This is a genomic window from Veillonella sp. S13053-19 (genome assembly GCF_002959835.1).
GTDB lineage: Bacteria > Bacillota > Negativicutes > Veillonellales > Veillonellaceae > Veillonella > Veillonella rogosae.
The window spans coordinates 87,843-100,810 of the sequence record NZ_PPDA01000008.1; the positions used below are offsets into that span (position 1 = coordinate 87,843).

The 12,968-nt window shown below is 36.7% G+C and carries 11 protein-coding genes; all 11 read left to right on the top strand.

Translation table 11 applies throughout. From position 1 onward, the window contains the following. Positions 1 to 13 precede the first annotated feature (13 nt). Complete coding sequence (locus tag VEHSUH06_RS03875; protein WP_105097840.1) at positions 14 to 1,255, top strand: O-antigen ligase; 1,242 nt, start codon at positions 14 to 16, stop codon at positions 1,253 to 1,255. Beyond that, positions 1,233 to 2,165 (top strand): ATP-grasp fold amidoligase family protein, encoded by a 933-nt coding sequence (locus tag VEHSUH06_RS03880; RefSeq protein ID WP_105097841.1) that lies wholly within the window; start codon positions 1,233 to 1,235, stop codon positions 2,163 to 2,165. The genes VEHSUH06_RS03875 and VEHSUH06_RS03880 overlap by 23 nt, the downstream gene beginning before the upstream one ends. Further along, positions 2,143 to 3,282 carry a CapA family protein gene (locus VEHSUH06_RS03885; protein ID WP_105097842.1) on the top strand — a complete coding sequence of 380 codons (1,140 nt, stop codon included), beginning with the start codon at positions 2,143 to 2,145 and terminating at the stop codon, positions 3,280 to 3,282. The genes VEHSUH06_RS03880 and VEHSUH06_RS03885 overlap by 23 nt, the downstream gene beginning before the upstream one ends. Next, complete coding sequence (locus VEHSUH06_RS03890; protein ID WP_105097843.1) at positions 3,282 to 4,733, top strand: lipopolysaccharide biosynthesis protein; 1,452 nt, start codon at positions 3,282 to 3,284, stop codon at positions 4,731 to 4,733. Before VEHSUH06_RS03885 ends, VEHSUH06_RS03890 begins: the two co-directional genes overlap by 1 nt. Positions 4,734 to 4,759: 26 nt before the next feature. Further along, a complete protein-coding gene (locus VEHSUH06_RS03895) occupies positions 4,760 to 5,857 on the top strand; it encodes an NAD-dependent epimerase/dehydratase family protein (protein WP_105097844.1) in 1,098 nt (365 codons plus the stop codon). After that, positions 5,858 to 7,024, top strand: coding sequence for a nucleotide sugar dehydrogenase (locus VEHSUH06_RS03900; protein WP_105097845.1), 1,167 nt, complete (start codon positions 5,858 to 5,860; stop codon positions 7,022 to 7,024). Positions 7,025 to 7,060: 36 nt separating this feature from the next. Beyond that, the gene (locus tag VEHSUH06_RS03905; RefSeq protein WP_105097846.1) at positions 7,061 to 7,507 is read left to right on the top strand and encodes a VanZ family protein; all 447 of its coding nucleotides are present in this window, start codon (positions 7,061 to 7,063) and stop codon (positions 7,505 to 7,507) included. A gap of 266 nt (positions 7,508 to 7,773) precedes the next feature. Beyond that, entirely contained in the window at positions 7,774 to 8,577 is an 804-nt protein-coding gene (locus VEHSUH06_RS03910) for a tyrosine-protein phosphatase (RefSeq protein ID WP_105097847.1), read from the top strand. 244 nt (positions 8,578 to 8,821) lie between these two features. After that, positions 8,822 to 10,972, top strand: coding sequence for an anaerobic ribonucleoside-triphosphate reductase (gene nrdD, locus VEHSUH06_RS03915; protein ID WP_105097848.1), 2,151 nt, complete (start codon positions 8,822 to 8,824; stop codon positions 10,970 to 10,972). Between the two features lie 135 nt (positions 10,973 to 11,107). Beyond that, a complete protein-coding gene (gene nrdG, locus VEHSUH06_RS03920; protein ID WP_105097849.1) occupies positions 11,108 to 11,605 on the top strand; it encodes an anaerobic ribonucleoside-triphosphate reductase activating protein in 498 nt (165 codons plus the stop codon). A 2-nt stretch (positions 11,606 to 11,607) separates the two neighbouring features. Then, on the top strand, positions 11,608 to 12,846 hold the full coding sequence (locus tag VEHSUH06_RS03925) for a chloride channel protein (protein ID WP_105097850.1): 1,239 nt from the start codon (positions 11,608 to 11,610) through the stop codon (positions 12,844 to 12,846). Positions 12,847 to 12,968 lie beyond the last annotated feature (122 nt).

Sequence of the window (12,968 nt, forward strand, 5' to 3'; positions counted from 1 at the left end):
AGGAGGAGAACCATTGAAGTTAAATATAACGGCTCTTGCTGACCGCATGATATGGTTCATAACTCTAATCTTTTTAGTGTTGTCGTTGACCATTTCCTTTGCCCTTGGCGAGGCGAACTATGGTGCCTATGTATTATTTGTATGCTTATTTGGGCTCATTATTTTTTATCTTATAAGAGAGCAGGGCGTTATTAAGCTACGGCTCAATTGGATGCATAGTTATATGCTACTCTTTATAGGGGCTTGTTACCTTAGTGCGATTAATGCCATAGATACGTCTGTAGCTATGAGTCGAAGTTTTGACATCGTCAAGATATTCTTTATGCTCATCATCTTATACATGTGCTATCAAGATAAAAAATCGGTGGATACATTATTAAAGATTGGTATGTGGACAGGCTATATAGTTTGTTTTTACACTGTTTATTTTTATGGTTTAGATTATTTTATTACTGTCTTATCATCGTCGGCACGTATTGCCAATGATGCATTAAATGCGAATACAGTAGGTCTTTTGGGCGCTAATGCTATTGTAATGACCTTGTATTACATGTTATATGATCGCCCTCGATGGTGGCATATTATCGCATTACCTACATTAGGTATTCTTGCTGCTACAGGCAGTCGTAAGGCTCTTGTATTCGTTGTAGCAGGTACAGTATTACTTTTTGTTTTTAAAAGCTTACGCAGTGCCAATGTAGTCAATTCGATTGCTAAAATTATTGGTTCTTTACTAGGTCTCACTATCGTAGGTGTTGCTGTATTGCAATTACCGATGTTCGGTGAAGTATTAGATCGTATGTCTAGCATGGTGGAAGCTTTTGCCGGTACTGGCGGTGACTCATCTACTATCATTCGTATGGCTTTAGTGGATATTGGTTGGGATTTATTCTACCAATCTCCTATCACTGGGGTTGGTGTTAATAATCCATCTGTACTTACATTCTTCCTATATGGTAAGGAGAACTACTACCTTCACAATAACTACATTGAGTTATTAGCCGGTACTGGTATTATCGGTTTATTGGCGTATTATTCTATGTATTTGTATGTGGCATATAACTTAATTCGCTATCGTGATTTCCACAGTAATGAATATGTAATGGTGCTCATTCTATTCCTTTCACAAATTGTAATGGATATGGGCATGGTGTCTTATGAAAGTAAGAGTACTTATTTTTATATGATGTTGTTTTATTTAGAGGTGCAAATGCTCCGGAAGGGACGTAAAAATGAAGCTCAGCAAATTGTGTAAAGTTGGCATGTCCTTTTTAACAAAACCTTACTATCGTACTCGAGTTCTGATTAAATCAGGCTATTATGATAACTTATCTGATGAAGATTTTCTAAAGAAGATATTTCCTAAATATATGGGGTATCCCTTAGATTTAGAGAATCCTAAAACTTTCAGTGAAAAATTACAATGGCTAAAAGTCAATTACCGGAATCCTATTCAAACTGTTATGGTTGATAAGCATGAAGCAAAACAGTTTATTGCGGAACGTGTGGGAAATCAATATATTATTCCTACACTTGCTGTATGGGATTCCGTAGAGGATATTGATATCGATGCATTGCCAAATCAATTTGTGTTGAAGTCAACTCATGATAGTGGAGGCATCGTAATTTGTAAAGACAAATCATCTTTTGACTTCGAAGCAGCTAAAGCGAAGTTAAGTGCATCTCTAAAACGTGATTATTCTAAAATTGCTAGAGAATGGCCTTATCAGAATGTACCACGTCGCATTATAGCAGAAGAATATATTTCAGAATTGGGCAGTGATGATTTATTGGACTATAAGATGTTTTCCTTCCATGGAGAACCAAAGCTAACTGTGGTATGTTCAGATCGCTTTTCAAAGACTGGAACTCGTATGAACTTCTATGATATCAATTGGGAGCCTATGGGGATTCATTTTGGTCATTATCCTCCATTACCTACGGAGTTTCCAAAGCCAGCTACTTATGAGGAGATGAAACGTCTCACAGCTGAGCTAAGTAAGGATTGTCCGTTCTTACGTGTTGATTTTTACGAAATAAAAGGGCGCCTATTTATTGGAGAGTTAACATTTTTCCCTGGTGCTGGATTAGAAACGTTTCGTCCTATGTCAAAAGATTATGAATTAGGGGAGTGGTTACATCTTGAAACTGTACATCGGAGCTGATTTCGTTCCTACGGATATCAATAAAAGTTTGTTTGAAGAGGGCAAAGGGGAAGCATTAGTAGGTAAAGAGCTATATGAAATTCTTAAGCAATCTGATTTAAATGTTTTTAATTTAGAAGTGCCTTTAACAGATGCATCTACTCCGATTAATAAATTTGGTAATAATTTAAAGTCTCCTACAAAAACAATCTATGGTTATAAGGCTTTAGAACCTATATTTTTAACATTGGCTAATAATCACTCCTTAGATCATGGTGTAGAAGGATTAACTACTACACTGGAGTTATTAAAAAAGCATGATATTAAAAATGCAGGTGCTGGTGCTAATGTAAAAGCAGCTAAAAAGCCATTTATCTTTGAAAAAGAAGGTATACGTATAGGATTTTACCTATGTGCAGAACATGAGTTTACCGTTGCTTCTTGTCATACAATGGGGGCTAATCCATTTGATGTATTAGAGAGCTTTGATGATGTAGAAGCTTTAAAGAAAACTTGTGATTATGTTATCGTTCTATATCATGGTGGAAAGGAGTATTATCGCTATCCATCGCCAATGTTACAAAGATATTGCAGAAAATTTGTTGATAAAGGGGCAGACCTTGTAATCTGTCAACATAGTCATTGTATAGGTTCTCGTGAGGACTATGGTAAGGGGACTATTATTTATGGCCAAGGTAACTTTATCTTTAATTCCGAATTCTATATACATCATAAGGAGTTTGTAAAAGATTCCTTATTAATCAGTGTAGAGGCTACAAAGGATACCTTTGTTGTATCTGAAGTGCCAATTCGTAGTACCGAAAGGGGCACCCGTTTGGCTACTGAATCAGAAGCCATTGAAACATTGACAGAATATAAAAAGCGAAGTGAAAACATTAGAGATGCTCATTTTGTTGCTCAAGCATATAAGGATTTTGCTGATACTCATGTAAAACGTTATTTGCGTGAGTTCTTAGGTAGATCCTTTATTATACGTGTTATTAATGCATTATTTGGCCGTAAGTTGATGCAACTTATTTTGGGGCCTACAAGTTATTTAGCAATACAAAACTATTTAGAGTGTGAAGCTCATCATGAATTATTCTTAAGAGGCATTAAGAATATCAATAAAAAATAATGGATACTAAAATCGTAGCTGCTGCTAAATGGTCTGTCATAACAGAGGTTTTAGCAAAGCTTATTACACCACTTACAAATATAATATTGGCCCATATGCTTGCACCGACGGCGTTTGGTATATTGGCAACAATTATGATGGTTATCTCTTTTGCAGAAATGCTTGCTGACGCGGGATTCCAAAAGTTTCTTGTACAGCATGAGTTTGAAAGTGACCAAGAAAAGCAAGAGGCCACAGATGTGGCCTTTATTGCCAATTTAGTACTTTCTTTACTGTTATGGGGCGCCATCATAATCGGTCGTGATGAATTGGCTGTACTAGTAGGTAATGATGGTTTAGGCATACCGCTGGCCGTGATGGGGGTAATGATACCTCTATCAGCCTTTAGCAGTGTGCAGATGGCTTTGTATAGACGGGACTTTAACTTTAAGTTTCTTCTAAATATTCGCCTTATAACCATTTTGACACCTATAGTGATATCTATTCCTATGGCGCTCATGGGGTACGATTACTGGTCTTTAATTGCTGGTATGTTAGGGGCTCAGCTATTTACAGCATTAGCCTTATTAAAGAGTAGACGAAATCAAATTCGCTTATTCTTTAGTGGTCGTGTTTTTATGAACATGTTTAGCTATAGTGCATGGTCATTGGCGGAAGCCTTTTCCATTTGGCTTACCGCATGGGTAGATACCTTTATTATCAGTCGATTTCTGGATGCGTACTATTTAGGTATTTATAAGATGCCGATGGCCATTGTAACAACTGTTATGGCTATGGCTACAGCATCATTAGCGCCAGTGCTTTTTGCAGCCCTAAGTAGGGTACAACATGATCAACAGGCTTTTTCTAATACATTCTTTACATTCCAACGCTATATGGCCTTATTCTTAGTGCCTATAGGTGTAGGTTTATTTGTATTCCAAGACTTTGTTGTTCAGCTTTTACTTGGCCCTCAATGGAAATTGGCGGGGGTCGTTTTAGGTTCTTGGGCATTGAGCTCAGCTATTATGACTGTTACAGCGAATCTGATTTCTGAAATATTCCGTGCTAAAGGCATGCCAAATCTATCGTTCTGGACTCAAGTGTTACATTTAGTTGTTTTGATACCAGTTATTTATATTTGTATTCAATATGATTTTACTACCTTTGTGTATGCTCGCTCTATAGTGCGAATGGAAATGCTCGCTGTAGCTATGTTGTTCTTGGCCCTATTCGTCAATATGAGTGCGTTCCGCATACTATCTAATATTAGTGTATATCTCATTATCGCATCGTTAGTTGGGGCACTAGCGTATAGTATTTTACATCTATATGATACGGTGCTGTGGACGATAGCTTGTATGCTGTTATGCGTTCTATTGTATGTGGCTATTTTGTGTATCATTCCATCTGAGCGTACTATTATTACTTCTGGTATTAATAAAGTTTTAGGTAAAGTAAAACGCTCATAATTAACAGAACTATGAAAGGAGTACATATGCTTTCAAAAAATGTAGACTTAAACAACACGGTAATCCTTGTAACGGGAGCCGCTGGATTTGTAGGGGCTAATCTCGTTATGTCCCTCTTATCTGAAGCAGAAGAAACTCAAATTATCGGCATAGATTCTGTTAATGACTACTATGACGTAGCGTTAAAGGATTATCGCTTACAACAAATCGATGCGATGAGCAAAGACAATAAAAATACGTGGATTTTCAAAAAAGGCAATCTTGCTGATAAGGCTTTTATTGATGATATTTTTGCTACTTATAAACCACGCGTTGTTGTGAATTTAGCGGCTCAAGCAGGGGTTCGCTACTCTATTACAAACCCAGATGCTTATATCGAATCTAATATTATTGGTTTCTATAATATTTTAGAGGCTTGTCGTCATTCTTATGACAATGGTGAAAGTGGTGTAGAACATTTAGTATATGCATCATCTTCTTCCGTATATGGGGCGAATAAACAAATCCCATACTCTACAGATCATAAGGTAGATAACCCAGTATCCTTGTACGCGGCTACAAAAAAATCCAATGAATTGCTAGCTTATTCTTACGCAAAGCTTTATAACATTCCGAGCACTGGGCTTAGATTCTTTACAGTATACGGTCCGGCAGGTCGTCCAGATATGGCATACTTCGGATTCACCAATACTTTGCGCAGTGGTGGCACTATTAAAATCTTTAACTACGGTAACTGCAAACGTGATTTTACCTATATTGATGATATTGTAGAAGGCGTTTCTAAGGTTATGTGTGCTGCACCAGAGCGTCGTAACGGGGCTGATGGATTGCCAGTACCGCCATATGCTATTTATAACATTGGTAATAGTAATCCTGAAAATCTCCTCGATTTTGTACGCATTCTTTCAGAAGAATTAGTATCTGCTGGAGTACTACCAGAAGATTATAATTTTGAGGAACATAAAGAATTAGTCCCTATGCAACCAGGGGATGTACCTGTTACATATGCGGATACGAGCGCCTTAGAAGAAGATTTTGGCTTCAAACCAAATACAACGTTGCGAGAAGGTTTAAGACGTTTTGCTGTATGGTATAAAGATTTCTATATGACGGAGGGCAAATAAATGAAAATTGCAATTGCTGGTACAGGCTATGTAGGCCTTTCCAATGGCGTATTATTAGCACAACATAATGAAGTAGTAGCCCTCGATATTGTTCCTGAAAAAGTGGACATGTTAAATCGCAAAGAAGCACCTATTGTAGATGCGGAATTGCAGGAATATTTAGCCACTAAAGAATTAAACTTTAAAGCTACATTAGATCCTGTGGAAGCGTTTAAAGGTGCGGATTATGTAATTATTTCTACACCTACCAACTATGATCCACAAAAGAACTTCTTTGATACATCTTCTGTTGAGCAAGTCATTAAAACCGTTTTAGAAATTAATCCTGATGCGGTAATGATTATTAAATCAACTGTACCAGTAGGTTATACTGTACAAATGCGTGAAGAGTTTAAAACAGAGAATTTAATTTTCTCCCCAGAATTCTTGCGAGAAGGTAAAGCATTATACGATAACTTGTATCCATCTCGTATTGTTGTAGGTGAAGACTCTGATCGTGCTCGTCGCTTTGGTCAACTATTAGCTGATGGCGCTATTAAAGAAAATGTACCACAGTTATATACAGATTCCACAGAAGCAGAAGCTATTAAGTTATTTGCTAATACATATTTAGCATTGCGTGTGGCGTACTTTAATGAGCTTGATTCCTATGCGGAGGTACGGGGCCTTAGCACTAGCCAAATCATTAATGGTGTATGTTTAGATCCTCGTATTGGAGATTTTTATAATAACCCATCCTTCGGCTATGGTGGGTATTGCTTGCCAAAGGATACAAAACAGTTATTAGCTAATTACAATGATGTACCACAAAATTTAATCTCCGCCATTGTTGATGCGAATAGAACACGTAAAGACCATGTGGCGGATGCTATTATTGCTAAAAATCCTAAAATTGTTGGCATCTATCGCTTGACGATGAAAATGAACTCTGATAACTTTAGAGCATCAGCCATTCAAGGTGTTATGAAGCGTATCAAGGCTAAAGGCATTGCTGTTGTAGTTTATGAACCAACTCTTGATGCCGAAGACTTCTTCAATTCACCAGTGATTCGTAACTTTGAAGATTTCAAACGCGTCAGCGATGTTATTGTAGCTAATCGTTGGGATCCATCTTTAGAAGATGTGAAAGATAAGGTTTATACGAGAGATATTTTTGACCGCGATTAATTTAGTTATATGTATTGTGACGTTTAGGAGAGTAGTATGAAACGTTGGATACTATATATCGTGTTGGGTTTAATTGTGTTTTTTATATGGGATAATTCATTACAAAACGGAGGCTCGTCTGATGGGTTTAGCCTTATTTTTGCTGAGAAGTTAGCTCCCATTGCACATAATCTAGGCTTTCACGGAAATATATGGGCTTTAAATAGGATTGTTCGAAAATTAGCACATCTCACGGAGTTTACAATCCTTGGTGGCGTTTTATATGCAATCTTACGTCGTTATATTGAGTATGGAACCGTATTTAAAACGATTGGTCTAGGGATGGCTATAGCTATTCTTGATGAATTTATACAAATATTATCACCAGGTCGGAGCTCTCAATTTTTCGATGTTGTTATTGATACAATAGGTGTTGTTATTGGTATATTCTTAGTAAAGTTAGTCTATAGAATAGGTCAGAAAAAAAGCATATATAAAAAATAAACTGTTGCTAATATACAACATGAGTATAAAATGCCTCATAATCACAAAGATTATGAGGCATTTTTAATGAAATTAAGATGAAAATTTAAATAAATTATTAAATGAACACATTATAATTTATCTATTTTTATATAAAAACCACTATACAAGCGACTTTTACCCTGTTATAATCATGAATATAAAATGAAAGTTAAATGAGATAAAGATGAATTTTATAAAAGGGGACGATATCTGTAAGGGGTTATCGTAAGTAGAAGGGAAAGATTATGAATCGCGTGGTTGACTTACATGGTTGCATTTTGCCAGCTGTGTTAGGGCCTCAAGGGCCACAAACAATGGCAGAATCAGTAAAAATGATAAAATCTTTGGCTGAACAAGGAATTACAGATATTTTCAGTACACCTGATGTAATAGTATCTATGGATATGAATACTTGGGATGAAATGGAAACAACATTGAATGATGTAAAACTTGCAGTAAGTGAGCAACAAGTAGACGTTACTATTCACAGTGGTGCTCGCGTTTTACTTTGTGATGAAATGGTTGAATATATCGTTGCTCATCGCAATCAGTATTTGTTGGGTAATAGCCATTTTATGTTAGTAGCATTACCTGAAAATAGTAAGGTTCACCATATTAATACATGGTTACTAAGCTTACTAGATATGGGCATTGTTCCTATTATTAGTGAAGTAGAATCTTACCGACAATTATTCACTAAACCAGAACAACTATTAGAGTGGGTAGATAAAGGCATTTTGATTCAATGCAATATGGCATCTTTTAATCACAATAATGCTAATTATCAAAGAGCTATTGAATTGTATCGCAATGGTTTGATTCATTTCTTTGGTACTGGTTATAGCAGTGAAAGAGATGTACAAGCGCATCAAGGTTATGTAGAAGCAATTTCTAAATTGGATAGCACATATAAAAAAGATTTGCTCCCAAATATTCATCTTAATGAGCGTGATCTTTTGGCTAATCGCACATTCTATCCAGCTGTTCCATCAAGTTGGGTCGGTCAAAAGTCCAATTTCTTGACACGTCTATTTGGCTTCGCATTATAATTTATATAGGTTCTTTTATTCATGCTATATTGGCATGGGTGAAAGGACCTATTTTTACTTTATATTGTATTTTGGGTTGAAAACAACCACCATATATAGTATACTGAGGAGGCGGTAGAAATAGAGAGTTTTCTAATAATTCTTTACATTTTTACATATAAATTTATAAAAAGTATGGTTTACCATACTTTTTTCTATGTCTTAACATATTTTTCAGCGGTAACAAAATGGGGAGGTTGCCAATATGTTGCAGGTCATCAAACGGGATGGTACAAAGGTACCTTTCGACAAAAACAAAATTGCTTTAGCTATTGAAAAGGCTGAGCATAGTAGTACAGGGTTGTACGAAGAGGGGTTAGCACAGCGTATTGCAGATGAAATAGAAGAATATGCTCAAAAGCTCCAAAAAGATATGACAATTTATGCTATTGAAGATCAAGTGTATTATAAGTTGATTGAGTATCATAATCCTGCAACGGCACGTGCCTATGAAGGTTACAAAGCTGTGCAAGCTTTTAAACGTCGTCAAAATACTACAGATGATGATGTAATTGGTTTGTTAGATCGCAGTAATGTTAGTGTTCTTGATGAGAATTCTAATAAGGACGCAGCGATTGTATCTACTCAACGTGATTTAATTGCTGGCGAGGTATCTAAGGATATTGCGCGTCGTAAATTAATTCCTACGGATATTTTAGAGGCTCATGATAGTGGTGCCATTCATTTCCATGATATGGACTATATTATTCAGCCCATGTTTAACTGTTGCTTAATCAATTTGGCAGACATGCTTACAAATGGTACGGTAATCAATGGTAAGAAAATTGATACACCTAAATCGTTCCAAGTGGCATGTACAGTTACAACGCAAATCATTGCTCAAGTTGCATCTGGTCAATATGGTGGTCAAAGTATTAATGGCATTGACCGTATTTTGGCGCCATTTGTACGTAAGTCTTATGAGAAAATCCTTAACAATGTTATTGAAGAACAAGTTGAGGTTTATGGCATGGAGCCTAATATGGAAAAGGCTCGTGAAATTGCTTGGAACCGTACGCGCAAAGAGGTTAAGGATGGTATTCAAACTATCCAGTATCAAATTAATACATTGATGACTACAAATGGTCAATCTCCATTTGTTACATTATTTATGTATTTCCAACCTGATTACGAATACGCTAAGGAAGCAGCTCTCATTACGGAAGAGATTTTACGTCAACGTATTAAAGGCGTAAAAAATGAAGCTGATGTATATATTACACCAGCTTTTCCTAAGTTGATTTATGTTCTTGACGAACATAATGTAACACCAGATAGCCCATACTATTACTTAACTGAATTGGCTGCACAATGTACAGCTAAACGGATGTACCCAGATTATATTTCCGCTAAAAAAATGAAGGAAAACTATGAAGGGAATGTATTTAGTCCAATGGGTTGCCGTTCCTTCTTATCTCCTTGGAAGGATGAAAAAGGAAACTACAAATTTGATGGACGCTTTAACATGGGCGTTGTAAGCTTAAACTTGCCACAAATTGGTATTTTGGCTCGCGGTAGTGAAGAAAAATATTTTGAAATTTTAGATAAACGTCTTGAATTAGCAGAAAAAGCATTGTTATTACGCTACAATCTTTTGAAAGATGTAGTGAGTGATGTGTCTCCAATTCACTGGCAACATGGTGCTATTGCACGCCTTAAAAAAGGTGAAAAAATTGGTCGTTTCTTATCTGGCGGCTATGCAACGATTTCTCTTGGCTATATCGGTATCTATGAAGCTACTCGCTTGATTACAGGTGAGTCTAATACAGGCGAAAAAGGCCGTGTATTTGCTATGAAAATTATGGATCGTCTAAATGCCGCTATTGATTTATGGCATGATAAACATAACCTTGGTTTTGGCTTATATGGTACGCCTGCTGAAAGCTTAACAAATCGATTCTCTTCTTTAGACCGTGCCCGTTTTGGTGTTATTGAAGATATTACAGATAAAGGGTATTACACTAATAGCTATCACGTAAATGTTCGTGAAGAGATTAATGTATTTGATAAATTTGCCTTTGAATCTGAGTTCCAAAAGAAATCTACAGGTGGCTGTATTTCCTATGCGGAAATTCCAAATATGACTAATAATATTCCAGCTATTTTGACCATGATTCAATATATTTATGATCACATTTCTTATGCTGAGTTTAATACGAAATCCGATTATTGTCATGAATGTGGTTTTGATGGAGAAATCAAGGTAAATGAACATAACGAATGGGAATGCCCTCGATGTCACAATACGAATCGCGATAAATTAACTGTTATTCGCCGTACATGTGGCTACCTTGGGGAAAACTTCTGGAATGAAGGCCGTACTAAAGAAATCAAAGATCGGGTAATGCACATTTAAAATTATTAGAATTATAGTTATCATAAATACATGGTAAAAGCTGTGCCTAAGGCACAGCTTTTACTGTATTTGTGAGAAATAGAAATATATCTATATAGTGTAGATCATTTGATATGCGCTACTATGGAGGTTATGATGAGATATGGGCAAATAAGACAATATGATATTGCCAATGGAGAAGGTATTCGTACATCTATCTTTGTGACTGGATGTACGCATTGTTGTTATAACTGCTTTAACGAAGAATACCAAGATTTTAATGCCGGTAAAATATGGACACAAGCTGAAACAGATCTAGTTGTCTCTTATGTTAAGAATCCTATCTGCTCAGGTTTAACTTTATTGGGTGGAGAACCTTTCCAAAATGTACAAGGTTTATTACCTGTAGTAAGAGCTGTACGAAGGGCTGCACCGGAAAAGAAAATTTGGGCCTATTCAGGGTATGAAATAGATGATATTTTAGAGGATGAGTTGCGAAGTGCTTTATTACAGGAAATTGATATCCTCGTAGATGGTCGCTTTGTAGACGAACTTAGAGACCCAGCCTTACGTTTTAGAGGATCATCGAATCAACGCATTATAGATGTGAAAAAGACATTAGCGGCTGGGGAAATTGTATTGGCAATGGAGTAGGTATGGCATTTGATAAACGAGTTATTGGGCTCATTATTATAGTTGGTTTTATAGCAGGGTTAATAGGTGCTTTTTATACACATTTATTACATGGAATTCAACAGTTTGTATACAACTATTCTGCCGCTGACCATCTGAGTTTTGGTGCCGCTGTAGCGCGTGTTTCACCATTAGAGCGTTTGATTCCTTTAGTTATATGTGGTGTAGTAGGGGGTGTAGGTTGGTTCCTTATTCATCGCTATGGTAAAGGTGTTGTAGATATTAAGGCAGCCGTTTCAGGAAAAATGGATATGAATCCCATGACTACTGTTTTACATGCTACATTGCAAATTATTACCGTAGGTATTGGTTCTCCCCTCGGTAGAGAGGTTGCACCACGCGAAGCAAGCGCAGGGATCACCACTTTTTTAGTTGATCATTTTGATATAAAAAAAGAGGACCGTCAACTCTTAATTGCCTGTGCCGCAGGGGCAGGTCTTGCTGCAGTCTATAATTCACCTTTATCAGCGGCCATTTTTACCTTGGAAACATTGCTGCTTACTTGGAATATTAGAGCTATGAGTGCTGCTTTAGTATGCTGTGGCTTAGCTACCTTTGTGACTCGGCAAGCTGGTGTAGGGGACGTTATTCAATATACGATGGCACAGCCTAGTTTGGGTAGTAATTATGTAGAGTTTTCTATTGCCTTAGGTGCCATTGTAGCAGTCGGTGTAATATTATTTAATATAACACAAAGTAAATTACCTGCCATTCATCGCAGTAGTCCTGTTATGATTCCTATATCAATCGTTGCATTTACACTTATCGGTGTAATGGCTATGTACTTCCCTGAAATTCTCGGTAATGGCAAGGCTGGTAATGAGTTGACCTTTACAAATGATATTACATGGACTTATGCATTAGGATTATTTGGGGCTAAATGGGTTGCAGTATTACTCGCTTTGGCGGCAGGTGCTTACGGTGGTCGTATTACACCATCTATGATGTTAGGTAGTACATTAGCTATTGTATTTGGTACTATATGGTCCATTGCAGTTGCCCCTATATCTTTAGGGATGGCCGCCTTTATAGGGGCTGTAGCGTTTTTAGGTCTCGCACAGAAGATGCCTATGACATCTTGTGTGTTTATGCTTGAGTTGACGCGTTTCTCCGTAGAAATGTTGTTCCCTATAGCGTTGACGATGGGCACAGCGCTTATGGTAGAGCAGATCATTCAATCAAAATTAAAGAACGATAAATAACAATGAGTAGTAGATAGACATTAATAGTAGTGAGTCACATTCATACCAAAAGCTAATTACATGCTTATAAACTAAAACATAAAGCGGATAGTTGTGTTAAGCAACTATCCGCTTTTGTTTGT